This is a genomic window from Oceanobacter sp. 1_MG-2023 (genome assembly GCF_030689025.1).
Taxonomy (GTDB): Bacteria; Pseudomonadota; Gammaproteobacteria; order Pseudomonadales; family Oceanobacteraceae; genus Oceanobacter.
In genome coordinates, this window is sequence record NZ_JAUYWA010000025.1 from 20,528 (window position 1) to 43,836 (window position 23,309).

Here is a 23,309-nt window from a genome sequence, read left to right on the forward strand (position 1 = left end):
TGCCGCCGTCCAGTGCGGTGCAGGATTAAATAGATCTCCCCATCACGCTAGGTAGCGAGTGGCAGACCCTGTCACAAGCGCATGACAAGGATATTATTATATCACCCTGTTGCTATCTGACAGCTGTAAGAGGTTGGCATTTTAATCAGATATGGTCACTGGAATGACCTGTCTCAAGCAGGAGCCGCAGGCCGCTGTCACTGCCTTGGCGCGGTATAGTGCATAATGCTGGCAAGAATAGATGAGGAGAAAACTGTGTTTACTGGAATCGTTCAAACCCGGCTGGCGGTGAGCCAGATTGAAAGCAAACAAGACTTTGCTACCCTGACGCTGATGTTTCCTGAGGCGCTGCAGCAAGGGTTGCAAACCGGTGCATCAGTGGCTTTGAATGGCACCTGCCTGACGGTGCGGTCGATCGAAGGAGCGGCTGTCAGCTTTGATGCGATTGGACAGACGTTAGCTGTGACGAACCTGGGGGCCCTCTCGGTGGGTGACGAGGTGAATATTGAGCGTGCTGCCCGTATTGGTGATGAGATTGGCGGCCATCTGCTGTCCGGCCATGTCATGGCCCAGGTGCGTATTCTGCAACGTATCGAATCGGCCAATAACCTGGTGCTCTGGTTTGAACGCCCGGCAACGCTGCTACCTTACCTGCTCGACAAGGGATATGTGGCACTTAATGGTTGCAGCCTGACGATTGCAGAGGTCGAGGCGGATCGTTTCTCGGTGCACCTGATCCCTGAAACCCGGGATGTCACCACCTTTGGCAAGGCAGCTGTTGGGGATGCGGTGAACCTGGAAGTGGACCCGCACACCCAGGCGGTGGTGGATACCGTCACCCGGATGCTGGCAGACCCTGTGGTGCTGGAGCAGCTTAAAGCGACTTCAGATAACGAATAATATCGGCAGATTCAAACATCCACTCTTCCTTGCCCTGGTCATCGGTAATCAGCAGACAAGGCACGGTAGTGCGGCCAGTGGCTTGTTGCTGCTGTTTCCGGAAGGCTGGATTTTTCTGCACATTGCGTTTCTCAACATCGACCTTCAAGCCTGGCAGCGTGCGGAGCACCATTTGGCAAAACGGGCACATATCGTAGTAGTAAAGCGCGTAGGTCATAACATTCCTCTGGTCTGTTCAAGGCAGCGGCCGATGGGCTGCTGCATTACTCTCTGACAGTGTATAACCCATGGATTATATTGAATACGTTATTTTGCTGGTACTGGCGATTGTCGCCAATTGGTTTTCGGCGCTGGCTGGCGGTGGTGCTGGCCTGATTCAGCTGCCGATGCTGATTTTTCTCGGCCTGCCATTTCCGTTGGCGCTGGCAACACACAAGGTGGCGACGGTGGCTTTGGGAGTGGGCGCAACAGGGCGGCATCTCAGGGAAGGCCATTTGCAGCCCTGGCTGCTGGCGTTGATTGTACTGGCCGGAGTGCCAGGGGTGGTGGGCGGTGCGCTGTTTATTCTCGGGATTGCCGATCGCCCGGCGGAAATTGCCCTGGGGGTATTGATGCTGGCGCTGTCGATCTATTCGATGTTCAAGCCACAGCTGGGCCTGGCAGCGGCATCCCGGCATCGCAATATGCCCGGTATGGTGCTGGGAGCAGCAGGGTTATTGGTGATTGGCATTATGAACGGTGCCTTGTCGGCAGGCAGTGGCCTGTTTGTGACGCTGTGGCTGGTGTATTGGTTCGGGCTGGAATACAAGCTGGCGGTAGCTCATACACTGGTTGCTGTCGGGCTGGGGTGGAACGGTGCCGGAGCGCTGACCATGGGATCGGTGGCAGAGGTACAGTGGAGCTGGATTCCCACGCTGTTACTGGGATCCGTGATTGGCGGTTATCTCGGGGCAAACTCGTCGATCAAGGCCGGTAATCGCACCATCAAGCGTTTGTATGAGCTGGTAACGCTGGTGGTGGCGATCAAGTTGTTGCTGGGAGATTGGCTTTGACCTAGATTGACCCAGGCTCCGGCTACTCCACGATGACTGTGGTGCCACTGGCGGACACCATCATCATGCCACTGGTTTTACCCATGACTTCGTAATCGATATCGATGCCGACAACGGCATTGGCTCCCAGTTCGGCCGCGCGTTGTTGCAGTTCTTGCAGTGCGATATCGCGGGCTTTTTGCAATTCTTTCTCGTAGGTCGCAGAGCGGCCACCCACAATGTCGCGAACACTGGCAAACAGGTCCTTGAACAGATTGGCTCCGAGCACGGTTTCACCGGCGACAATGCCGCGATAGGCGGTGATGCGTTTACCTTCGATATTCGGTGTAGTAGTGACGTACATCAGCAGATTCCTGGACAGTGTTTCAAAAACCGGCAGTGTTGGTCTCCGGCAGTTTGCAAACCGGTGGCCTGGGTGACCACCGGCTATTGCTATCGGGCGTGTATCGGGCGTGTATCAGGCAGTTACCACATCAGATCGTCAGGAATCTGGTAGGCGGCGTATGGATCGTCTTCATCCATGTCATCGCCCTGGGATTCGGCAATCAGCATGTAGTGGTCAGGAGCTCGCTGGCGGATTTTCTCAGCCACCTGCAGGGGAATTACCCGATACGTTGGCCCCTGGCGGGTTTTTTCAAACAGGATAATGGCCAGCTGGCCACGACTGAGACGATCCCAGACCGCCTGGTTGACGTACATCTGTTTGACTTTTTTATCATGCAAAAAGTTGTATTTGATGTCGCCATCACACTCGACCGTATTGGTCTGGATCAATTGGCGAATCTGGGCGGCAATGGCTTTTTGCTGCGCCTCCGCTTCTTTCTGGCGATTCAATTCGCGGTCGTGGGCGGCTTTGGCCTTGCGTGCGGCTTCGGCAGCAGCCTGGGTATCTTCCGGGGCATCCTCGCTGCCGGTACGTTTCAAGTGCGCTGATTTTTTCAGTTCCTTGGCGTTTTTCTTGGCTTTTTTCTGGTTAACCAGACCCATTTCCAGCATTTGTTCTTGCAGTGACTTGGCCATGACAAACTCCCTGTTATTGCTGCCATACACCGGCGGGGAGCAACCCGGCCAGTTGGGTGATGGTGGTGTCGCGCTCATGGGTACTGTTGGCAACGACGGTGACGTGTCCGAGTTTACGAGCCGGGCGGGCTTCTTTGCCATAGGAGTGAACAAAAACATGTGCCATTCCGCTGGCGGCGGCGGTCGGGGTCTCGTCACTGATCACGTTAAGCATGGCAACGGCAGGGTAACGGGATTGGGTGCTTCCCAGTGGTTTGCCTGCCAATGCCAGCATGTGGTTACGGAACTGGCTGGTGTCGGCCCCTTCAATTGACCAGTGACCGGAGTTATGGACCCGGGGAGCCACTTCGTTGGCGACCAGACCGGTGTCGGTTTCAAACAGCTCCAGCGTCAGGGTACCAACATAGTCCAGACTATCGGCCAGCTGGCGAATATAGTGGCGAGCCTGCTCCGCCTTGGCTTCACTGAGGCCAGCCGCGGGGTAGAGCGAATAGCGCAAGATACCTTCGTGATGGACGTTTTCCGTCATTGGCCAGATCACCATATTGCCATCCCGGTCGCGGCTGGCGATCACCGAGGTTTCTCGGGAGAAAGGCACAAAGGCTTCGGCGATCAGTTCGCGGTTGCCAATGGCCGCCCAGGCCGGTTCGGCATCCGCGGCGCTGCGGAGCACATACTGGCCTTTGCCGTCGTAACCTTCGGTGGTGGTTTTTAATACGATGGGCAAGCCGAGTGTGACGATGGCGGCTTGCAGGTCATCGAGGGAGTTCACTGCGGCAAATTCGGCCGTGGCGATCCCGGCAGCCCGCAAGGCGTTCTTTTCCAGCAAACGATTCTGAAAGATGGTTAATGCTTCCAGGCTGGGGAACAGCTTGTCGGCGCAGCTGGCGAGCTGGCTGACGATGGCAGCGGGGATGTTCTCGGTCTCGTAAGAGAGAATATCAACGGAGGCAATAAATGCCTGTAGTGACTCGTCGGAGTGGGCGCGCAAGTCGTAGAGACTGACCTGGATATCGGTCAGGTCGGTGATGCTGGCGGCCAGCATCTGGCCTAACTGGCCGTTGCCAAGAATGCCGATGTTCATAAGTTTTACTACCTTGATCTGGCGAATATAGCCTGCTTTCAAATAGCAAAAACGGCCATTGGGCGGCCGCTTTTACACAATCTACAACCGGAGCACCCGAGAGTGTACCGGTTCGGTCAGAATGCGTCTCGTGGGTCTGGCTCGGCGAGAATCGTTTCTGTTTGTTTGGCCCGGAAGTCATCTACCCGCTTGAGCAGGTCGGCATCGCTGGTGGCCAGAATCTGGGCGGCCAGCAGGCCGGCATTCTTAGCGCCGGCATCACCAATGGCCAAGGTGCCAACGGCCACTCCGCCGGGCATTTGCACAATCGACAGCAGGGAATCGAGGCCATTCAGCGCCCGCGATTTCACTGGTACGCCGAGGACGGGCAGCGAGGTTTGGGAAGCTGCCATTCCAGGCAGATGCGCGGCCCCGCCGGCACCGGCAATCAGCACCTTGAGGCCCCGTGGCTGGGCGGTTTTGGCGTAGTCGAACAGCAAATCCGGGGTCCGGTGCGCAGAGACGACTTTTACTTCGTAGGCAACGCCCAGAGAATCGAGCATCTCGGCGGCGTGTTGCATGGTGGGCCAATCGCTCTTGGAGCCCATGATAATGCCAACCTGTACTGTCATTGGGTAAACCCTCTTGCTTTCTTGCCGTGTGGAGCCGCTGCGAGAGTGCATTGGTTCCGGTTAACGTCTGCCAGGCGCTGCCGGTATCAGCGTCGTTATCACAACCATCAGCATGGCCCGATAAAACAACCGGGACAAACGGATTGGGAGGGGTGGATAACGGCTTGGACAACAGTGTCTGGCGTGGCCGATGTTCAGGAAAGCGGCGGATTGTAGCATAAGGTGGAAAAGTGAACAGTCGGGGCTAATATGAATCAATAGTTGCCACCTTATTGAGCAATACTTGGGTTGCAACGACAGCGCCGGTATTATCGAATATTCTGCTTACCTGGATGGATATCCCTGCACCATGCTGACGTTATTATCACCTGCCAAAACGCTCGATTATGAAACACCGGCCACTACTTCCCGCAGCAGCCAGCCGGGTTTTCTGGAAGATTCGGCCGAGTTGATCGATGTCTTGCGGATGTATTCTGCCGATGAGATCAGCGGTTTGATGGGGTTGAGCAGCAAGCTGGCAGAGCTGAATGTAGAACGCTACTCCAACTGGACGTTACCGCTGACCAGCGCCAATGCCAAACAGGCCCTGTTGGCGTTTAAGGGTGACGTCTACACCGGGCTGGCCGCCGAGACGCTGTCGCCGGATGATCTCGATTTTGCCCAGCAGCATTTACGTATGCTGAGTGGTTTGTACGGCTTGCTGAAACCACTCGATCTGATGGCCCCTTATCGGCTTGAAATGGGTACCCGGCTGAACAATGGCCGCGGCAAGAACCTCTACGAATTCTGGGGTAACCGAATCACCGCTGCCCTTAATCAAGAGCTGGCCGAACATAACAGCCAGACCGTGGTGAACCTGGCATCCAATGAATATTTCAAGTCGGTGCAGAGCAAGCAACTCAATGCCGAGTTGATTACCCCGGTGTTTAAGGATGAAAAAAATGGCCAGTTTAAAATCATCAGTTTTTACGCCAAAAAAGCGCGCGGATTAATGGCGCGCTACCTGATTGACCAGCGCATCGACAAGGCCGAGGAACTGAAAGCGTTTGATCTGGCCGGATACCGTTATAGTACGCAAGACTCTCAGGGCAATACCTGGGTTTTTAACCGTCGCGAAGCCGACCTGCCGGAGAAATAACATGTTTGGATTGACAAGAGTCGTAGGTGTTGCTGCATTGCTGGCAGGATTGACAGGCTGTGTTCTGTCGCCCCAAGTGATCGAACTGAACGAGCAAGCCGATGTTGGTACAGGCCAACTCAGTAGCGAACGTAATGCGCTGGTGCGGGTGCTGGATGATCGGGGTGTGGATGATGACCTGATTGGATACCGTGGTGGTCGCCTGCCGGAAAACTCGCCTCTGGTTGCCGAGGTGCCACTGTATACCACCCTGACCAAACGACTGAAAAACACCCTGGCCGAGTTGGGTTTTGGTGGCAACAGTACGGTGGAGCCGCTGAAATTACAATTGGATATCAACACCTTTGAATATTCCTGTAATGAAGGCGTGGTGGTATCGAAATGCGCCTTTGAACTGAAATTGACCGTCAGCGTGCTGGATGGCCCTAGTCATTTCAGCAAGCCGTATCAGTTGAGCGAGAGCCGTTCAGTGGTGGCCTCACCGGTTGCCAGTTATAACGAAGAATGGGTCAACGAAGCCCTCGATAAAATCTGGGCACATATCTTCTCCGATCAGGAACTGCTGGCTGCTCTGGGGGTGACCCGATAACGCCGCCAGCCGATTTTCTGACCCCCTTCCATCGTATGGACGCAGAGACACACAGGCCAGCCCGCAACGGACTGGCCAGTCACGGGTGAAATAACCCAGGGTGTTTTTTGCTCCGCCCCTTGCTTACTCAGACCGTCATGATTGATTGCCAGTATGGACAGGTGATTGGTCAATGACCTGCCAACCGGAATTTTTATGACAATTTGGTTTCAGTAATATTTCATATTGATGTCATTTGGATGACAATGCCGCCCTGAGAAATACACCGTCATGGCTAAAGGGCCGGACCGTATGGCCGTGAACTGTCATACCAGTACGGAATATTCTGGACAGGCTGAGGCCCGGTTTCTCTGCATAACCCAATCCATTACGGCTATTTGAGTCAATCTGGAACCTTCTTTTTATGAAATTGTTTTCCAAGGTCACAACGATAGCGGCCTGTTTTTTTGTTATGTCCAACCATGTGCATTCCATTGATCTGTCTGACAGCACCCTCGAGGTGTACGGCAAGATTCATATGGCACTGAATTATATGGACTCCGGTGTTGAAGCCGATGAGGTCGACAACGACAGCGGCCTGTCGGATGGTGATGTCAGCCTGTCTTCCAATTCATCGCGCCTTGGTTTCAAGGGCGAGATAGCCACGGGTGTGGATAATCTGGTGGCGTTTTACCAGCTGGAACAAACAATCAACCTGGATGGTTACGACGGCGACACCTTCGCCACTCGCAACTCTTACCTGGGGTTAAAAGAGCAGCAAGAAGGGTACACTCGCTGGGAAATCAAAGCCGGTTATCACGATACGCTGGCCAAGTCGGTCTCCGCGATGGCAATGCTGGGAGATACTGCAGCTGACCGTCGTGCCATCATGGGCGCTGGTGCAACATCAGGCAACAAGGCCGACAAGCGGGTTGCCAATATGTTACTGGCGACTTATTACCTGGAACAGAGCGGTCATCAGCTGGCTATATCGGCACAGTATTCCACCGAAGCAACCTCCAGCAAAGGCACCGTAGACGATAATGATGCGGGTTTTGCAGCACTTGGCGCCACCTGGAAGCAGGGCAATTTTGTTACCGCGGTCGCGCATGATTACTGGAAAAATGGCACCAGCGCCAATCTGCATGTTACCCGTGTGGCCTCCCGTTATCAGGATGGTCACTGGACAGCTCTGCTACTGGCTGAAAATCTCAGGCAATCCGATGATCTGAATCGCAAGGCCTGGGGTGGTCAACTGGCATTACAAGACGGTGATTTCAAATGGATCGGCAGTGTGCTGGTCGCCGAAAGCGCCAAAGGATACAGTGCGAGCGGTGCAACAATGACGTCGTTGGCTGTTGAACGCTCCTGGTCCAAGGTACTGAAAACCTATGCGCTTTATACCCGGACAGCGAACGATGCCAATGCCAGCTACCAAGGTGTTGACGGCGGCATGAACGATGAGCTGAAAACAACGGCAGGTAATACGCCTCAGGCCGTTTCTGCCGGTGTGGTACTGAAGTTCTGAGCTTGTGGGCCATGTGGGGCTTTTGTCGTAACGCTGTCGTAAAAGCCACAAACGATGGTGGCTAAGGTACGGGTCGTCAGAGGCAAGGCCCTGTCCTTGATTTTATTTTTATTGTTAAGTTTTTGATTTTTAAAGATATTTATATTGTTTGTCAGGCTGGTACGCGAGCTGGTTCGATATTTGCGATTAGGGATTGTCAGTCAATCAAATTAAATAGGAAGAAAATCAATGTCTGTTGCTGTGATCAAGGCCTTTGCGGAAAAAGCGCGTGAAGATGCAGAGCTGGGTGCGCAGTTAAAAGCGTGCCTGAAAATGAAAGAGCTGTTTGCACTGGCTCGTGATAACGGGTTTGAGCTGGTAGAAGATTCCCTTTATCCACCCAATGAGCCACAGTTCACCGAAGACCAGCTGTCGGAACGGTTGGTAAAAGCGTTGCTCAGAGTCTAGATTCAGAACATCGAATAGCAAACCTCAGAAAGCCCTGTATTTCTTGTGAATAGCATTGAAATACAGGGCTTTTTGTTTTCTCTCCGCCCATCCATTGGCCATTGCCCTGAGTCTGAAATTGACGGCGTGGGGATGCCTTCTGTGGCTGTCCGTAATTATTCCAATCCGTAATGATTCATCCCACGAATCAGTCGTTTCCCATATCAAACATGGATTCCATGTCTTTTTGGGAGTGTGACGCGAAGGCGAACATGGTGTCGGTGTCCTGTATGCCATGGAGCTTATGGATGTTAGCGGTGACAAGTTGAGCGATCTGTTCGTTGCTGCCAGCTTCAGCGATAGCGACAAGGTCGTAGCTTCCGGCAACGGAGTACACTTGTTGTATTGGCGTGAGTTCAAGCAGTGCCTGGCTGATAGCCTCGATTTTCATGCTGGTGCATTTGATCAGAATGATAGCAGTGGTCATGGTGATTCCTCGGTATGAAATGGCTGCAACTGGTCTGGCATTTGCTTTAAACCATTGAAATGGAAAATGATTCCTGTTGTGGCCTGATAGTAAGCTGCTGTCAGCAGGGCATTTATCCCGTTAGCGCAGTGGATATCCGGATAGCGCAAAATCCGTGAAAAACCCTTGCACCAGACTGATACAGAATTACTCAGAGGCGCGCATGTTTCAGGCACAGATCAGTAACACTGGGGCCATCGAGAAAACATCGTTGTTTTCCCATCGTAACCAGCTCTTTCTGCTAAACAACACCGGAGCTGTATGCGATGAGGTCGGCAAGGTATTCAAGCCGCATGAGCTGACAGCGCGTGCTGGTCAGGATGTGGTCGGAGCCACCATGCATCGGATGGTGCTGGGCAAGCTGACGCTGCACCGGCTGGAGTACAACCACAGTGTGCAGATTGATCCGGGTCGGCTGGATAATTTTTATCTGATCCAGATTCCGATGAAGGGTTACGCTGAAATCCAGTGCAGTAACCAGCGTTTTATTTCCTCACCGGAGATGGCTTCACTGATATCACCCGAGCAGCCTCTGTCGATGATGTGGCAAGGGAGTTCTCCGCAGTTGGTGATTCGTATCGACAGGGAGGATTTCGAGCATCATTGTCGTCAGCATCTGGATCGCTGGGGTCAGCGTTCGCCGGTGTTTTCGCCGCAGCTGGATTTTGATACGCCAGGTGGGGCATATGTCATGCAGTTGCTGATGATGCTGGTGGGAGGTTTGCTGGAAAGCAGTCATCCGATCCATCAGCCGCTGGTGATGCGGCAGTTTGAATCCACCTTGCTGAATGCCTTGCTGTACGGCATTGAGAGTGATGTGTTTGATCAGTTACACGCCCAGAGCACGCCCCAGGTGGCGCCATATTTCATCAAGCAGGCGGAGGAGTTTATCCGCGCCAATATGGATCAGCCGTTGTCGGTCGAGATGTTGGCGGAACAGGTCGGTGTGAGTGTGCGTTCATTACAGGCTGGTTTCCGCAAGTATCGGGATACAACGCCGATGGCGCTGCTGAGGGATTTACGGCTGGAGCAGGTGAATGCGGCGTTGAAGCATTCCAAGGGGATGACTTCGATTACCGACGTGGCATTTCGTTGGGGGTTCAGCCATCTGGGGCGTTTTTCAAAGGATTATCGACAACGCTTTAATGAGTTGCCATCTGAAACGTTGAGGTTTCGCCGCTAGTCGATGCTGGAACTCCCTGCCGGTTTGTTATGTTCTTGTTTGCGTATGGTTGATTAGCCCGGCCGCATGGAGCGCGCTCTGGCTAATGTGTCGGAAGGGCGTTCTCCGAAGCGTTCCCGGTACTGGCTGGCAAATCGTCCCAGATGGGTAAATCCGCAATCCAGCGCCACCGCTGACACACTGTGTTGGCCTGTACCAGCGAGTAGTCGTTCCCTTACCCGGTCAAGGCGCTGGCTGCGCTGCCAGTTCATTGGGGTGCTGTGGAGGTGCTCCCTGAAGGCAGCAAACAGGGTAAAGCGGCTGACACGGGCGGCGGCGACCATGGCATCGATGCTGATGTCTTCGTCCAGGTGCTGTTGAATCAGGCGGCAGGCGCGTTGCAGGTAGCCGGGCAGCGATGAGCGTTCGGTATGGCTTGCAGACAGGCGTGAACTGAGGCTGTTGGGCTGGGATAGGAGTAGCCCCTTGATCAGACTGGTTTCCAGGTCGCGACTGAGCAGGTGATGACTGTAGAGCGCCTGCATACTGGTATGGTCGCCCATCAGTTGTTGCACCATTTGCCACCAGGCTTCCAGTGCCGGGTTGGTCATGTTCAGTGACGGCTCGAACAGCAACGGCTGTTCGAGCGGTTCATTGATCAAGGATTCCGCCACCGTACGCATGGCAGAGGCCGGGATAACCAGCTGTTGCTTGATGCAGGAAGATTCCATATCGAGTTGCTGAAACGCATTCGGCGACAGGATCAGCCCGTGCCGGCGATCGGACCGGGCTTGGCATCCGGGTGTTTTGAGCAACTGCTCTCCTTCGATGGGCAGACTGATACTGTAGGCCTGCAAGCCGTTACGGCCATCCACACCAATACTGACTCCCGTACCATAGGAAATATCACCGAACATCAGTGCCAGTCCGGGCAGCCGGCGAGCGTGGTAATGAAAGTCGAGGGATTCGGTACCGATGCGGGTATCGAGCGCATGTGGGCCGCAGATCTTTTCCATCCACAGATGTGCTTGTGAGCGGCTGTGGCTACTGGTCTGGATGTCGGTAAGCTGACTGTTATGCATGATGACCTCGCTGGAGCATGAGCAGGGAAAGAGCGGTTGGTCAGCTGCCATGGCAGCTGGCCAACTGTTGCTGGAACCGGGAATCAGAAGTGATGAATCCAGCGCACCTGCATACGACTGCCTTGCGGACGATTCTGTACCTCAAACTCACGGTAGCCATTGGCGACGATGTGGTTGTCGGCAGAGAAGCTGTACATCACCCCCGGACCGACGGCGTAGACGGATTCCTTACGGTCAGCCACGGTTTTGCCATCCACTTTGGTGTCGGTGATTTGTTCCAGAAAATAGCCATTCAGACCCAGACGCCAACCCTTGCCCATGTCGCGACTGACCGCCACATTGGCATGGAAGGCCTGACCCGCCTGCATGCTTTCGACATCACCAAAGTCACTGGATGGATCGGTGTTTTTGGCGTTGTAAAGGTAATGCAGGCGGGTTGATGCCGTCCATTGAGGGCTGAACCAGTAGGTACCTGCCCAATACGGATTAAAGGACAGGGCGTTGTTACCTGGATTGATGCTGGTGTCCGTGTCGTTGTCGCCGGTGGGCAGATTGAACTGGAGCTCAATACGCTGGACAAATTTTGGCCCATTATCGCCCATGACCGGATCGAACTGGATGAATGGCCCTACCAGCCAGGCACCGGTACCGGATTGTGCGGTCAGCGCCATATTGTTGATGCCGTCATCCACTTCCATGGAGGTAACGAAAGGCACCAGTGTATTAATGCCGAGGCTGGCATTACCCAGCCGATAGTTCGACAGCCAGGTCATCTGGGCCACTAACACTTGATAGTCCAGATCGGTTTTTGGGAGTTCCAGAGCTTCGCCATCCTGATCATTCAGGCGTGTGCTGGAATAGTTCTGGTAATAGGCCTGCAGGTAAACCCCTGGCCCAGCCGGTACGCCACCGTCGAGAAAGCTGGTCAACCCCAGGTTTACAACAGGCAGGTCGTAAGCCTGTGCTGCCGGGCTGGCCGTCAGCGCCAGAGCCATGGCCAGTGGCAGTGTTTTGGTCAGCCCCGGTGCTGACACCGGTCGAGTCAATAGAGTCGGATACTTCATGGTTTATCTCCGCAAAAGTCAGGCACTACAGGTTTGGGCCAGAGACTGATACTGGCCACCGTGGAACAGCAGCGGTTGACCGCCTGCCAGTGAGTAGTGGTGGATTTCTCCGATGAAAATCAGGTGATCTCCGGCATCGATCTGGCGTTCGTTACGGCACACCAGGGTGGCCAGAGCGCCGTCGAGTACGGCGGTGCCGTTGTCACAGCGGTAATAGTCCACGTCCTCGAACTTGTCGTCCGATGGCCGCGCAAAGCGGTTTGACAGATCCTCTTGATCGGCACCCAGAATGTTGATGGCGAAGTGCTCGATATGACGGAACAGTTCGAGGTTGGGGGAGCGCTTGTCGAGACTCCACAGCACCAGTGCCGGATCGAGTGACACCGACGAAAAGGAGTTGGCCGTCAGGCCGACAGGGGTATCGTCGGCGGCCATCGTCGTGATGATGGTCACGCCGGTGGCGAACTGGCCAAACAGGGTACGCAAGGTACGGCTGTCGGCATCGCTGGCGCTGAGCAGCCCGGTTTTTATCAGGGTTTCCATAATGACTCCTTAGCAGGTTTCCGCTTTTTTCATCAGCTCGCTGCAGGCATCTGCATCGAACCACCAAGGGGAAAAGGTGCGGGGATCATCAAAGCCGTTGGTGATTCGGCTGGCGATGTCCGGGCGTTCTGTTGCCGTCGCCAGCAGTTGCAGGATATGTGGTGGCGGTGGCGTCAGCATGCTGTTGGTCCAGGCGACCACATGACGGGCGTAATCCCAGTAGCTGTTAAAGGTCGATTGCATCCATTCGGTGTCGAAGGACAGGTCTTCTCCACGGCTGAGAATAGACTGCAGGTAGACCGCGGTGCACTTGGCGGCGTTGTTGGAGCCCTGACCGGTGATCGGGTCGTTGACCACAATGGCATCGGCCATGCCGAAGACGTGCTTGCCAGACGGCAGGGTCATTATGGGATGACGAATGGTTGGGGCGAAGCGTCCGGCCAGATAGCCGCCGTCGTCAGTGAGGGTAATGTTGCCGCAGCGTTCCGCTTCCCAGGGGGCGTAACGGGAGACGATGTCCTTGCTCATTTGCAGGTGATCGTTGGCGCTTTTGCAATCTTGCCAGGTATCCATGGCACCACCGGGAATACCTTCAAACACCATGATGTGGCAAGGGCCAGTGGTGGTCAGCGCCGGGAACACGAAGTACTCACCTACGCCAGGAATCAGGTTAAAGGCGACGCGAGAGAAGTCTTCGCTGGGGGTCATGCCGTGCACGTAAGTCAGTGCCAGTGCACGCTGGGGGGTGTCGAAGGCGGATTTTATATCATCGCGTTCGAAGCAGCGCACGATGTCGCCTTTACCGGCAGCCAGCAGTACCAGTTCGTGTTCGTTGGCCAGCCGTTCGAGAGCGTCGATACCAACATCTTCAAAAATCAGCTCGCCGCCCATCTCGATGAATTTGTCCATCCAGACCGGCATTTTCACCCGCTGGTCGACAGACTGGGCAGTGGCGTCGAGACGGGCAGCCCAGTTGAACAGGCTGGTGCCAGGCGCTTCCGGGTTCATCACATTGATGCCGATGCCTTCCACTTGTGGACAGCTGTCTTGCCAGAAATCGATGCCCAGATCCCGCTCGGTTTTCATCGCAGCATCGAACATGCACTGGCTCGATGAGACCCGGCCATTGCTGATGTCGTCACCAGTGCGGTTGGTGATCATGGTGACTTGATAGCCCTGTTGCAGCAATCCCATTCCCAGTTGCAGGCCGGACTGACCGGCTCCAACGATAGCGATACGGCGCATAATAAGTACCCTTGTTTTGTTAAGTGATTACTTTTTTTGTTTTCGGTGTTGTGTGGCTGTTTAAAAAATCATCGGCCGGCTGGATTAGCCCGCCAGGCGTGGAATTGCCGGTTTGTTCTGTTCCGGGCCCATCACCGCATAACCACCGTCGGCGGCGTAGTCGGCACCGGTGACAAAGCTGGCCTCGTCGGAACAGAGAAAGGCCACGACGTTGGCAACCTCGGTCGGATCTCCCAGACGGCCCAGCAGGTGGTAATCGGCAGCAACGGCATCGGCTTTGGCGCGATCTCCGCCACTGACTTCGTCGATAACACGGGACCAGGTCCAGCCCGGTGAAACCGAGTTCACACGAATGCCATCGGCTGCCAGATCCATCGCCATCTCTTTGGTCAGGTGCTTGATAGCGGCCTTGGATACCGGATACAGCCAGCGGCCGGTCTGGGCACACCCGGCGGAAATCGAGGTGAAGTTCACCACCGCACCACGGGTGGCTTGCAATTGTTCATGGAACGCTTTGGTGACCATGGCCATGCTGATCAGATTGATGTCCAGTGCCCGTAGCCATTGCTGACGGCTGGAAGCAAAGCCATCGTCGTCGTAGCTGCAGGCCATATTGATCAGCAGGCTGATCGCGCTGGCTTGCTCGCCAATACGGCTGACCGCAGTCTTGATGGCCTCGTCATCGGTCACATCCAGCGGCATGAACGTGGCTCCCAGTGAGGCCAGTTCGGCTTCGGCACTGTCATCGATATCCAGCACAAAGACCCGGGCGCCCTGTTGCAGCAGCACGTTGACAACGGACATGCCGATCAGGGTGGAGCCGCCACAGACCACGGCGGTTTTATCACTCAGATTGATCATGGGTTTTCCTCAGTCGACGGTTTTGTTTGCACTGCTGGCCCAGGAAGGCATCAGCGTGTTGGAAGGCAAGGATTCATCAAGCAGTTTATGAGCGGTGGCGGCCCCGGCCGTCGGCAGGCCGTCGGGATTCAGCAAGCCCAGCTGCACCATTACGCTGGCCTGGTCCCAGTAGATGTGTTCGTGATAGAGCTTGGGACCACGGAACTTGACGACACCCAGCATCGGGATTTCGACCTGGCGTCCAGTCGGTTTGATGCCAGGGACCAGCCAGTCGATTTCAGAGTCGTGGGTGAAGGTCATGACAAACTCGTCTACCACCTGGGACGCGCCGACGGTGCGAGAGATGGGAATCATCGCCATGTCCTGCGGGTTGCCATGGACAAAGTGATATTGATAAAAACGCGCCAGCTGGCTACTGCCGACGCCGCCGGTCATGGTGGGGATATGGTTTACATAAGGTTCGGCCACCATGGTTGCCATGGTCGCCGGTACGTCACGGGTATCGAATTCGTGGCGAATGTGTTCTTCCCACAGGGCTTCGAGATCGTAGTCTGGCCCCAGTGTGCTGCGCAGATACTTGATGGAACGCTCATGGGCAAGCAGGGCAGCGCTTTTGTTGTAATGGCTGGAGCCGACACGGCCAAAAGCGTGTTCGGTATCCGGGTAGACAAAGGCGTGGATCTGTTTGTTGTCCGCCACCGCGGCCAGAATCTGTTCACGGGCTTCCGCTGGACAGAATTGATCGTTATCAGCCATATGCAGCACCAGCTTGCCGCTCAGACCTTCCAGGTCTGCCAGAGACTGCTCGATACCAACACCGTAGTAGCTAACAGCGCAGGTAACTTCGGGCAGGCGACAACCAGCCAGATAAGCCAGCTTGCCGCCGAGACAATAGCCCAATACACCCAGATCGCCTTCGCATTCCGGGCGTTGTGCCAGGGTGGCCAGAGCCGATTGGATATCGTCCACCCCCTTGTTTTCATCGAACGCCTGATAGAGCGACAGGGCTTTTTCAAAATCAGCTTCGGTCAGTTCCAGACCAGCTTGCTGACGCCAGAACAGATCCGGGACCAGTACGGTATAGCCTTCTTCCGCCAGATGATCGGCGGCGGCTTTCATGTCGGCGTTGACGCCAAAAATCTCCTGGCACAACACCAGACCTGGTCCTTTGCCATCGATGGAGCTAGCCAGATAACCGCTGAACTGGCCGTCTGGACTGGTGATTTCAATCGTGGTTCCTGTCATTGCAACACTCCTTAGTGATGTGGTTGTGTTGCAATCATTCTGTAAAGATACGGCGTCTCCCACTAGCCGGAAAAGGCGAGGCACATCCGTAAAACGCAATAAAAACAGAAGCTTGGTATTGTTGGGATTGTCTGCAACAGAGAATTGTCAGCGATGCTCTGCAGGAGGGGAACGGATTGGAATGCAGCAACAGGCGCGCCGTCTGGCGGACATAAAAAAGCGGACGCAAGGTCCGCAAATCGATCAGGCAACGAGGAAGGAAAACGAAGGAAAACGAGCGAGCCGGTCAGCTAACGAACTCTAGCTGACTGGCGCGGTAAATTTCTCTGAATACAGCTTGCCGTTATCCAGGTGATGGTCGGCACACCAGTGGGTCACAGCATCAATCATTGGCGGTGGGCCGCACAGATACATATCGAAGGGTGCGTCACGCAACGTTGCAAGTGGCAAATGTTCTTGAATGTAGCCCGTAGAGCCCTGCCAGTTGCTAGCGGGGTTTGAGACGACAGGCGTCCAGTCAAAGTCCGGCAGTTGCGTGCGGTAGGCGTCCAGTCGTTGTTGTTCGCACAGATCTTCAAGGCGATTAACACCGTAGTACAGGCGAATCGGATAACTGACGGATTCTGGCTGCTCTTTCAGGACATCCAGCATGGCCAGAAACGCCGACAAGCCGGTGCCGCCAGCAATAAAATACATGGGCTTGTCCGGTTCACGCAGATAGAAGGTGCCGAATGGTCCTTCCAGCTCCAGGGTGTCGCCTACACGGGCCTGATGCAGGTATTTACCCATTTGGCCGTTGGGTAATTTACGGATCAGAAAGGTCAGCTGCTGCAGCTCTCCAGAGACTTGGGGCCCGATGGCAAATGAATAGGCGCGGGTCAGTTCGGTGCCGGGAATATGCAGGTTGGCATATTGACCGGGCAGGAAGTTCAGTGTTGTCTGGTCGGCTGCCAATGTCAGCGCTAGCAGAGTGGAATCCGCGGATGCATCCTGTAAGCCTGTGATCGTGGCGGTGCGTTTCAAACTGCCTGGCTGACCGGTTTGGTTGCACAGGCTGGAGGCAAAGTCATAGTAGAAGGTACTGTCCGACTGGATACGCGTCTGGCAAGACAGTACGTAGCGTTGCTCGGCTTCTTGCCCGGTCAGGGCTTCTTCATCGGCGTATTCAATTTCATATTGACCGGATTCACACAGTCCCTTGCAGGTGCCACAGACACCTTCACGACAGTCGATCGGCAGGGTGACGCCATGGCGCAGGGCGGCGTCCATCAGCAGATCATTGTGTCCGGCCTTGAAGAACAGGGTGTTGCCATCGGCAAAACTGAGGGCGACATTATGTTTCATGGTGGGGTCCTCTGGAGGGCCGCCACTGTCTGCATGTAACAGACCGGGCGGCGTCTTGCCATTATCAGGTTTGCAGATACCGGGCTTTACCGCTGCCCGGATTCAAAGGTGTCAGATTCCGGCAGTGCTGGACGTCAGAGATGGTAAAAATCCAGCACCGAGTTAATGGTGTCGTTAAACACCACCACATGCTTGCGGGCGATCTTCCAGCCACCTGCCGCAGGCACCAGCCTGTAAGTCACGTCACCGTAGAACTGCTCGGTCATACCCATGCGGGTAAATACGGTTTGCCACTTGGCTTTGACGTCCAGAACGTCGTTGTCCAGCTTGCTGATGCGGACGTTGTGGACCTGGTGCTGGGTACGCGGTAATGGTACGGAAGCCGCGGATTTACCGGTTTGCAGGCGGAAGATCCGGTCTTCGAGGCCGGAGCGGGTCGGGTAATACATCAATGACAGACCGGTTTTCGGATCAGTGGTCACTTCGTATTCCGAGTCCCATTGCGGCACATGAAATTCGCTGTCCTCGGTGAACATGGCCAGATAGCCTTCCCAGTCACGCAGGTCACACAGCTCGGCATTGAGGTACAGAAACTGTTCGATTTGGTGTTGTAGCGTACTCATTCCTGACCCTCTCCTGTGTCGTTGTGCAATTTCAGCAGGTTGGCATCGATGCCTTTCAGCATCAGGTTTTGCCAGTTGCCGTGCTGGTTAACGTACAAGCCTTCATGAGTGAACTCTGTGCCGGTAATGGCAGGCTGGATGTCCAATGCTGCGGTATTTTTGGTTGGACCGTACTGCCAGTCCTGGTAACCGCGGCTGATGTCGTTCCAGCGTTCCAGACGGGCCTGAAAGCCACGCTGGGCTTCGCGAAATTCCACCAGATCGTCCGGAGTACCCATGCCCGAGACGTTGAAGAAATCCTCAAACTGGCGAATACGGTTTTCGCGATCCTTGGCGGATTCGCCTTTTACTCCCAGGCACTGGCTGATGATCTCGGTTTTGTTCCAGGCCAGCGGGCGTACGATGCGCAACTGTGAGCTGATCTGATCCATAAAGAACAGGCTTGGGTAAATATTCAGGTTACGCAGACGGTGCATCATCCACTCGGCCTGTTGCTGGCCATGTTCTTCGACCAGACGCGGCATGACGGTATCGTAGCCGGGGCGAACAGCAGGGTTGGGCATATCGCTGAACAACATGGTGTGGCCGTTTTTGAAGCCGAACCAGCCGTCGTCGGTTTCGGCGTCACCAGCTCCCAGTTTGCTGTAGTCGAGGGTGTCGGAGCCCTTGCCGTTGGCTGAATCCACTTCACTGCGGTGCTGGACGGTGGCGACATAATTGTAGTGCACGGTGCTGACGTGATAGCCATCGAGGCCGTTTTCGTTTTGCAGCTTCCAGTTACCGTCGAAGGTGTAGGTTGATTTGCCTGGCAGTACTTCCAGTTCGCCGGTTGGCGATTGCGCCACCATCATATCGAAGAAGATACGGGCATCCCCGAGGAACTCGGTCAGGCAATCCGTGGCTTCTGTATCCAGCGATACAAACACAAATCCCTTGTAGGACTCGATCCGCGCCTTCTTCAGGCCACGGCAGGACTTATCGAAATCCTCGGCGTATTCGCCCGGTGCTTTCACCTTCATCAGGCGGCCGTCATTCTTGTACGTCCAGGCGTGAAACGGGCAGGTAAAGGTCGACTGGTTGCCTTTTTGCAGACGGGTCAGGGTTGCACCACGATGCTGGCAGGCGTTGACCATGGCGTGCAGTTCACCCTTGCTGTCGCGGGTGACGATCAGCGGCTGGCGGCCGGCACGCAGAGTGATGTAGTCGTTACTGTTGGCGATTTCACTTTCGTGGCAGGCGTAGATCCAGACTTTCTCGAAAATGTGTTCCATCTCCAGATCGAACAGGTCCGGCTCAGTGAACATATCGCGGGCGATACGGAAAACACCATCGTCAGGACGAAAATCCAGACATCCGGCAATGTAGTCGCGCCATTCAGGCAGGCTGCGTTTTTCAGTCATGGCTAGTTCTCGGTTGCTGAGTCATTGCCATGTCATTACAAGCGGATGGGCCGGTAGCGACTATCCGCGTAGTCAGCCAACGCTATCCGTACCGTTGATATGGCTTTTTCAGTGAGAGAGGCAGGGTGACCTGTCGAGATCTGCAAGACGTGTGAAAGCGCATGGATTCTGGATTCGCATATAAAGCGGTACGCTCGCCATGGCTGTCGGCAACGGCGAGTAATGGCTATGAGCGAAGCCAGCCCCTACGCATCAACCCTGTGTTGCAAACCGGCGGCGTTGTTATCGCAATATCCTTTGCCCAATATCAGGTTGGCGCGGATGGCACGGATATCAACCTGCTGGCTAAGCAGGTCAAAATACCAGTTGGAATCCAGTACATCGCCGACGCACAACACGCCGACAATACGTTGCTGCTGAATCACCAGTTTTTTATACACACCGGATGTCAGGTCTTGTAGCTGGATAACCTGATCGTGCCCTGTGGCTTCAAATTGCCCCATGCTGTGAATATCAACCCCTGAGACCTTGAGTTTGGTCAGATGCTGCTGTTCGGCGTAACGGGGTAAGGGAGATGCCAGAGGGGGGATGGCAGCCAGTCCTGCCGCGACGATTTTGGCCTGTTCCCAGATGGGGGCGACCAGGCCGTAGGTTTGTCCTTCAAATTCACAACATTCGCCCAGTGCATAAATATGGCTGTCTGAGGTTTGCATATGCGAGTTGACGCAGATACCACGGCGGGTGGTTATCCCGGCGGCGGCGGCAAGTTCCCGGTTGGGTAAAATACCGGTGGCAAATACGACCAGGTCGGTGTCGAGTCGGATGGTTGTGGTGTCGGTGTCTGGCTGGTTGCGCAGCCGGTAGTGCACGGCTGTGGCGCGGTTGGCGTTCAGGCTCAGGGATTGTGGTGAGACGCCGGTGCGTACATCGATGCCCCGTTGGGTCAGCTCCTCTTGCAAGATCGTGGCGGCGGTGGCATCCAGCTGGCGGTTCATCAGCACCGGGTTGCGGTGCATCAGTGTTACTTCTACGCCCTGGGCCTTGAGCCCGACTGCGGCTTCAACACCGAGCAAACCGGCCCCAATGACAGTGGCGTGTTTGAGGGTCGGCAGTGCTGCCAGCATGGCATCGACATCCGTCATGGTACGAAAGCCGAGTACGTTGTCGGGCTGGTCGCCGTCGGTTCCTGGCATGCTGGGAATGGCGGAGCGGGAGCCGGTGGCAATCAGCAGTGCCTGATAATCCAGGGTGTTGTGAGTGCTGGTGGTAACGCGCTGTAACTTGGTGTCGATGTGCTCAACCGCGGTATTCAGGTGCACATGAATACGGCGCTGCTGATACCAGCTGGCATCGTGGGGAGTAATCGCTGCCAGGGTGGTTTCGTTGGCCAGCAAGGGTGACAGCATGATGCGATTGTAATGGCATAGATGTTCATCACTGAGTACGTGGATGGTATCGAACGGGTGGTCGGTGCCCAGTTCTTCCAGAACCCGGTTGGCGGCCATGCCGTTACCAATAATAACGAGACTGTTGCTGTTCATATCATTTTTTTCGCATAAAAAAAGGCGCTCACCAGTCAACCTGGGAGCGCCTTTGCTATAGGGAATATGTGTGTCGATGTTGTGTGCCGTGATCTTCTTTGATCGGTCAGGAGGTTACCTGCGGCGTCGACGTGGTGGAATCAAAGCAGATTTTATGCCAGAGCGGGTGGATATCGGTCTCGGTATGGAGCCTGCCGATCTGCTCAACATGGGGGTATCTGTTGTGAGGTGGTCTTTCTGGGCAGCAAAATAATCAGCTATGACAGTAAGAAAGGTATCAGTAGCCTGATGTGGCAAAGAATGATTTCGCACTCAAATAGAACATTACTGTGGTTTTTTGCCTGAAATCGGTGCGATAAAAAGGTGTTGGCAAGTATAAACAGCCGCGATTGGGGCACTGATGCAACAAAAAAGACCGCTGCCAAGGTCAACGCTCAGGCAGAGGTCATGCCGATTGACGGTGGAGACGATGGAACCGGGGGCTGATTTTTGTCGGGTCCGATGCATCGGCAATGATCATTGGCATTCTTCCTGCTTCGTTATTGGTTATTCGTCAGATTCGCAGCGTTGTGATCTGACACTTACGCAACGGCGCATTCAAAAAAACTGATCAGAGATCGAGAGCCACCGGCTGTCGTTATCGCTGGGAAAGTAACTGCTGTTGCGTGGTCTGTATGAGGTCTCGATAACTTATACACGGTGCCTGTTCTGCTACCGCTCCGGTGCAATAACTCCCTCTGTTTGTTTCTCCTGTCTTTTTGAATTCGTTGTATTGCCGTGCCGGTTATCTTTGCCGTCGTGGGGCGTGAGCTACTGTATGTATTATGGATCAGAGAGCATGTTATGAGCGCCGAACGTTTTAATCTGTTGTCGTTTACCGGCAAGATGAAAGTCCTCCACCTCAGTTGGATGGCATTTTTTATCACCTTTCTGGTGTGGTTTAACCACGCCCCGATGTTGCAGGCCATGGCTGCCAGCCTGGGATTGCAGCCTTCTGAAATCAAAACCTTGTTGATCCTGAACGTCGCGCTGACCATACCGGCGCGGGTCATTATCGGCATGCTGACCGACCGCTTTGGCCCTCGTATTGTGTATTCCGCCTTGTTGGCGGTGTGTTCGATCCCCTGTTTTATGTTTGCCCTGGCTGAGGACTTTACACAGGCCGCCATTGCCCGTTTTTTAATGGGCTTTATCGGTGCCGGTTTTGTGATTGGGATTCGTATTGTCAGTGAATGGTTTCCGGCGAATGAGCTGGGCACTGCCGAAGGTGTTTATGGTGGCTGGGGCAACTTTGGTTCTGCCGCCGCGGCCTTTTGTTTGCCGGTGATTGCGCTGTGGTTTGGCGGAGATGATGGCTGGCGGTATGCGATTGGTCTGACAGGGCTGATCAGTCTGTTGTTCAGCGTGGTGTATTACCAGAACATTACCGATACCCCCAAGGGCGCGACCTATTTCAAACCCAAACACATGGGAGCAATGGAAGTGACCAGCCAGGGAGATTTCTTCTTGTTGCTGATCATGAAAGTGCCGATGTATGCCGCCATGGCGCTGCTGGCCTGGAAGTTATCGCCTGCCGGAGTGAGCATGTTGTCCGAGACCACGGCGCTGATGTGTTATATCGGTTTGGTGCTGCTGTACGCCTATGAGGTATCACACGTCTGGAAAGTGAACAAAACCGTCTTTAGCGAAGCCGTGCCTGAGATGCATCGGTATGAGTTCAGGCAGGTGGCGGTATTGAATATTCTCTACTTCGCCACGTTTGGTTCCGAGCTGGCGGTGGTGTCCATGCTGCCGCTGTTTTTTGCCGAAACCTTTGATCTGTCGCCGGTGATCGCCGGTATGGTGGCGTCTGCCTATGCCTTTATGAATCTGATGTCGCGCCCGGGAGGCGGCTGGTTATCTGACAAGTTTGGCCGTAAACCGACCTTGTTGATTCTGACCGCGGGTCTGGCGGTGGGCTATCTGGTGATGGGAATGGTGGATAGCGAATGGCCGGTCTGGTTGGCGGTAGTGGCAGCCATGGTGTGTTCTTTCTTTGTGCAATCGGGGGAAGGGGCTGTGTTTGCGGTGGTGCCGCTGATCAAGCGTCGTTTGACTGGCCAGATTGCCGGTATGACAGGGGCGTATGGTAACGTTGGAGCGGTTACCTATCTGACGATCTTGTCGCTGGTGGAATACTCGACTTTCTTTATGGTGATTTCAGGCACAGCGGTGGTGGGTTTTATTGCTCTGTTGGCAATGAAAGAACCCAAGGGCCATATGGCTGAAGTAAACGACGATGGCACTGTCGAAATGATCAGTGTGAACTGATGTTGATCAAAACGATCCTGGACCTGAGCCATTATG

The 23,309-nt window shown here is 54.8% G+C and carries 24 protein-coding genes; 8 read left to right on the forward strand and 16 right to left on the reverse strand.

From position 1 onward, the window contains the following. Positions 1-255 precede the first annotated feature (255 nt). Positions 256-900 carry a riboflavin synthase subunit alpha gene (locus tag Q8W22_RS14150; RefSeq protein WP_305452765.1) on the forward strand — a complete coding sequence of 215 codons (645 nt, stop codon included), beginning with the start codon at positions 256-258 and terminating at the stop codon, positions 898-900. Here the strand turns inward: Q8W22_RS14150 and Q8W22_RS14155 are convergent. Then, the gene (locus Q8W22_RS14155) at positions 875-1,117 is read right to left on the reverse strand and encodes a glutaredoxin domain-containing protein (RefSeq protein WP_303432325.1); all 243 of its coding nucleotides are present in this window, start codon (positions 1,115-1,117) and stop codon (positions 875-877) included. The two genes, Q8W22_RS14150 and Q8W22_RS14155, sit on opposite strands and share 26 nt — an antisense overlap. Positions 1,118-1,187: 70 nt before the next feature. Between Q8W22_RS14155 and Q8W22_RS14160 the strand changes: the two genes are divergently transcribed. Beyond that, the gene (locus Q8W22_RS14160) at positions 1,188-1,952 is read left to right on the forward strand and encodes a sulfite exporter TauE/SafE family protein (RefSeq protein ID WP_305452766.1); all 765 of its coding nucleotides are present in this window, start codon (positions 1,188-1,190) and stop codon (positions 1,950-1,952) included. Positions 1,953-1,974: 22 nt separating this feature from the next. Here Q8W22_RS14160 and Q8W22_RS14165 read toward each other — a convergent pair whose 3' ends face one another. The 4 genes from Q8W22_RS14165 to purE all read right to left on the reverse strand — a co-directional run bounded on the left by Q8W22_RS14165 (position 1,975) and on the right by purE (position 4,667). Beyond that, positions 1,975-2,295: a heavy metal-binding domain-containing protein gene (locus Q8W22_RS14165; RefSeq protein ID WP_305452767.1), complete on the reverse strand. Its 321-nt coding sequence runs from the start codon at positions 2,293-2,295 to the stop codon at positions 1,975-1,977. A gap of 122 nt (positions 2,296-2,417) precedes the next feature. Continuing rightward, positions 2,418-2,972 carry a DUF2058 domain-containing protein gene (locus Q8W22_RS14170; protein WP_303432329.1) on the reverse strand — a complete coding sequence of 185 codons (555 nt, stop codon included), beginning with the start codon at positions 2,970-2,972 and terminating at the stop codon, positions 2,418-2,420. Positions 2,973-2,985: 13 nt separating this feature from the next. After that, the gene (locus Q8W22_RS14175) at positions 2,986-4,056 is read right to left on the reverse strand and encodes a 5-(carboxyamino)imidazole ribonucleotide synthase (protein ID WP_303432331.1); all 1,071 of its coding nucleotides are present in this window, start codon (positions 4,054-4,056) and stop codon (positions 2,986-2,988) included. 116 nt (positions 4,057-4,172) lie between these two features. Further along, complete coding sequence (purE, locus tag Q8W22_RS14180; protein ID WP_305414060.1) at positions 4,173-4,667, reverse strand: 5-(carboxyamino)imidazole ribonucleotide mutase; 495 nt, start codon at positions 4,665-4,667, stop codon at positions 4,173-4,175. A gap of 349 nt (positions 4,668-5,016) precedes the next feature. Here purE and yaaA point away from each other — a divergent pair, with 349 nt between their 5' ends. From yaaA to Q8W22_RS14200, 4 genes are all read left to right on the forward strand, one after another. Next, positions 5,017-5,805, forward strand: a complete 789-nt coding sequence (yaaA, locus tag Q8W22_RS14185; RefSeq protein WP_305414062.1) for a peroxide stress protein YaaA — start codon at positions 5,017-5,019, stop codon at positions 5,803-5,805. A gap of 1 nt (position 5,806) precedes the next feature. Then, entirely contained in the window at positions 5,807-6,394 is a 588-nt protein-coding gene (locus Q8W22_RS14190) for a YajG family lipoprotein (protein ID WP_303432336.1), read from the forward strand. A gap of 403 nt (positions 6,395-6,797) precedes the next feature. Next, a complete protein-coding gene (locus tag Q8W22_RS14195) occupies positions 6,798-7,901 on the forward strand; it encodes a porin (RefSeq protein WP_305414066.1) in 1,104 nt (367 codons plus the stop codon). Positions 7,902-8,129: 228 nt separating this feature from the next. Further along, positions 8,130-8,348 (forward strand): Nif11-like leader peptide family natural product precursor, encoded by a 219-nt coding sequence (locus Q8W22_RS14200; RefSeq protein ID WP_303432340.1) that lies wholly within the window; start codon positions 8,130-8,132, stop codon positions 8,346-8,348. A gap of 187 nt (positions 8,349-8,535) precedes the next feature. Here the strand turns inward: Q8W22_RS14200 and Q8W22_RS14205 are convergent, their stop codons facing one another. Further along, complete coding sequence (locus Q8W22_RS14205; RefSeq protein WP_305414069.1) at positions 8,536-8,814, reverse strand: Lrp/AsnC family transcriptional regulator; 279 nt, start codon at positions 8,812-8,814, stop codon at positions 8,536-8,538. Between the two features lie 202 nt (positions 8,815-9,016). Here Q8W22_RS14205 and Q8W22_RS14210 point away from each other — a divergent pair, with 202 nt between their 5' ends. Beyond that, positions 9,017-10,036 (forward strand): AraC family transcriptional regulator, encoded by a 1,020-nt coding sequence (locus tag Q8W22_RS14210; protein WP_305452769.1) that lies wholly within the window; start codon positions 9,017-9,019, stop codon positions 10,034-10,036. A gap of 53 nt (positions 10,037-10,089) precedes the next feature. Here Q8W22_RS14210 and Q8W22_RS14215 read toward each other — a convergent pair whose 3' ends face one another. The 10 genes from Q8W22_RS14215 to Q8W22_RS14260 all read right to left on the reverse strand — a co-directional run bounded on the left by Q8W22_RS14215 (position 10,090) and on the right by Q8W22_RS14260 (position 20,963). Beyond that, positions 10,090-11,097, reverse strand: coding sequence for an AraC family transcriptional regulator (locus tag Q8W22_RS14215; protein ID WP_305452770.1), 1,008 nt, complete (start codon positions 11,095-11,097; stop codon positions 10,090-10,092). Positions 11,098-11,180: 83 nt separating this feature from the next. Then, a complete protein-coding gene (locus tag Q8W22_RS14220; protein ID WP_305452771.1) occupies positions 11,181-12,161 on the reverse strand; it encodes a transporter in 981 nt (326 codons plus the stop codon). Positions 12,162-12,179: 18 nt separating this feature from the next. Beyond that, positions 12,180-12,704, reverse strand: coding sequence for a flavin reductase family protein (locus Q8W22_RS14225; protein WP_305414075.1), 525 nt, complete (start codon positions 12,702-12,704; stop codon positions 12,180-12,182). Positions 12,705-12,713: 9 nt separating this feature from the next. After that, a complete protein-coding gene (locus tag Q8W22_RS14230) occupies positions 12,714-13,949 on the reverse strand; it encodes a styrene monooxygenase/indole monooxygenase family protein (RefSeq protein ID WP_305452773.1) in 1,236 nt (411 codons plus the stop codon). Positions 13,950-14,033: 84 nt separating this feature from the next. Further along, entirely contained in the window at positions 14,034-14,810 is a 777-nt protein-coding gene (locus Q8W22_RS14235; RefSeq protein WP_305414078.1) for an SDR family oxidoreductase, read from the reverse strand. 9 nt (positions 14,811-14,819) lie between these two features. Continuing rightward, on the reverse strand, positions 14,820-16,055 hold the full coding sequence (locus tag Q8W22_RS14240) for a dienelactone hydrolase family protein (protein WP_305452774.1): 1,236 nt from the start codon (positions 16,053-16,055) through the stop codon (positions 14,820-14,822). 300 nt (positions 16,056-16,355) lie between these two features. Next, a complete protein-coding gene (antC, locus tag Q8W22_RS14245; protein ID WP_305452775.1) occupies positions 16,356-17,399 on the reverse strand; it encodes an anthranilate 1,2-dioxygenase electron transfer component AntC in 1,044 nt (347 codons plus the stop codon). Between the two features lie 134 nt (positions 17,400-17,533). After that, a complete protein-coding gene (gene antB, locus Q8W22_RS14250) occupies positions 17,534-18,022 on the reverse strand; it encodes an anthranilate 1,2-dioxygenase small subunit (protein WP_305452779.1) in 489 nt (162 codons plus the stop codon). Next, positions 18,019-19,422: an anthranilate 1,2-dioxygenase large subunit gene (antA, locus tag Q8W22_RS14255; RefSeq protein ID WP_305452781.1), complete on the reverse strand. Its 1,404-nt coding sequence runs from the start codon at positions 19,420-19,422 to the stop codon at positions 18,019-18,021. The genes antB and antA overlap by 4 nt, the downstream gene beginning before the upstream one ends. Before the next feature lie 245 nt (positions 19,423-19,667). Next, complete coding sequence (locus Q8W22_RS14260) at positions 19,668-20,963, reverse strand: NAD(P)/FAD-dependent oxidoreductase (RefSeq protein ID WP_303432342.1); 1,296 nt, start codon at positions 20,961-20,963, stop codon at positions 19,668-19,670. Positions 20,964-21,806: 843 nt separating this feature from the next. On the opposite strand from Q8W22_RS14260, the gene Q8W22_RS14265 reads away from it, so the two are divergent. Then, positions 21,807-23,273 (forward strand): NarK family nitrate/nitrite MFS transporter, encoded by a 1,467-nt coding sequence (locus Q8W22_RS14265; protein ID WP_303432344.1) that lies wholly within the window; start codon positions 21,807-21,809, stop codon positions 23,271-23,273. Positions 23,274-23,309: the final 36 nt, after the last annotated feature.

What these genes read in the sequence shown, in the direction of transcription:
- Q8W22_RS14155 (WP_303432325.1), bottom strand. Translation starts at nt 1,117, where the DNA reads ATGACCTACGCGCTTTACTACTACGATATGTGCCCGTTTTGCCAAATG.
- Q8W22_RS14160 (WP_305452766.1), top strand. Translation starts at nt 1,188, where the DNA reads ATGGATTATATTGAATACGTTATTTTGCTGGTACTGGCGATTGTCGCC.
- Q8W22_RS14165 (WP_305452767.1), bottom strand. Translation starts at nt 2,295, where the DNA reads ATGTACGTCACTACTACACCGAATATCGAAGGTAAACGCATCACCGCC.
- Q8W22_RS14170 (WP_303432329.1), bottom strand. Translation starts at nt 2,972, where the DNA reads ATGGCCAAGTCACTGCAAGAACAAATGCTGGAAATGGGTCTGGTTAAC.
- Q8W22_RS14175 (WP_303432331.1), bottom strand. Translation starts at nt 4,056, where the DNA reads ATGAACATCGGCATTCTTGGCAACGGCCAGTTAGGCCAGATGCTGGCC.
- purE (WP_305414060.1), bottom strand. Translation starts at nt 4,667, where the DNA reads ATGACAGTACAGGTTGGCATTATCATGGGCTCCAAGAGCGATTGGCCC.
- yaaA (WP_305414062.1), top strand. Translation starts at nt 5,017, where the DNA reads ATGCTGACGTTATTATCACCTGCCAAAACGCTCGATTATGAAACACCG.
- Q8W22_RS14190 (WP_303432336.1), top strand. Translation starts at nt 5,807, where the DNA reads ATGTTTGGATTGACAAGAGTCGTAGGTGTTGCTGCATTGCTGGCAGGA.
- Q8W22_RS14195 (WP_305414066.1), top strand. Translation starts at nt 6,798, where the DNA reads ATGAAATTGTTTTCCAAGGTCACAACGATAGCGGCCTGTTTTTTTGTT.
- Q8W22_RS14200 (WP_303432340.1), top strand. Translation starts at nt 8,130, where the DNA reads ATGTCTGTTGCTGTGATCAAGGCCTTTGCGGAAAAAGCGCGTGAAGAT.
- Q8W22_RS14205 (WP_305414069.1), bottom strand. Translation starts at nt 8,814, where the DNA reads ATGACCACTGCTATCATTCTGATCAAATGCACCAGCATGAAAATCGAG.
- Q8W22_RS14210 (WP_305452769.1), top strand. Translation starts at nt 9,017, where the DNA reads ATGTTTCAGGCACAGATCAGTAACACTGGGGCCATCGAGAAAACATCG.
- Q8W22_RS14215 (WP_305452770.1), bottom strand. Translation starts at nt 11,097, where the DNA reads ATGCATAACAGTCAGCTTACCGACATCCAGACCAGTAGCCACAGCCGC.
- Q8W22_RS14220 (WP_305452771.1), bottom strand. Translation starts at nt 12,161, where the DNA reads ATGAAGTATCCGACTCTATTGACTCGACCGGTGTCAGCACCGGGGCTG.
- Q8W22_RS14225 (WP_305414075.1), bottom strand. Translation starts at nt 12,704, where the DNA reads ATGGAAACCCTGATAAAAACCGGGCTGCTCAGCGCCAGCGATGCCGAC.
- Q8W22_RS14230 (WP_305452773.1), bottom strand. Translation starts at nt 13,949, where the DNA reads ATGCGCCGTATCGCTATCGTTGGAGCCGGTCAGTCCGGCCTGCAACTG.
- Q8W22_RS14235 (WP_305414078.1), bottom strand. Translation starts at nt 14,810, where the DNA reads ATGATCAATCTGAGTGATAAAACCGCCGTGGTCTGTGGCGGCTCCACC.
- Q8W22_RS14240 (WP_305452774.1), bottom strand. Translation starts at nt 16,055, where the DNA reads ATGACAGGAACCACGATTGAAATCACCAGTCCAGACGGCCAGTTCAGC.
- antC (WP_305452775.1), bottom strand. Translation starts at nt 17,399, where the DNA reads ATGAAACATAATGTCGCCCTCAGTTTTGCCGATGGCAACACCCTGTTC.
- antB (WP_305452779.1), bottom strand. Translation starts at nt 18,022, where the DNA reads ATGAGTACGCTACAACACCAAATCGAACAGTTTCTGTACCTCAATGCC.
- antA (WP_305452781.1), bottom strand. Translation starts at nt 19,422, where the DNA reads ATGACTGAAAAACGCAGCCTGCCTGAATGGCGCGACTACATTGCCGGA.
- Q8W22_RS14260 (WP_303432342.1), bottom strand. Translation starts at nt 20,963, where the DNA reads ATGAACAGCAACAGTCTCGTTATTATTGGTAACGGCATGGCCGCCAAC.
- Q8W22_RS14265 (WP_303432344.1), top strand. Translation starts at nt 21,807, where the DNA reads ATGAGCGCCGAACGTTTTAATCTGTTGTCGTTTACCGGCAAGATGAAA.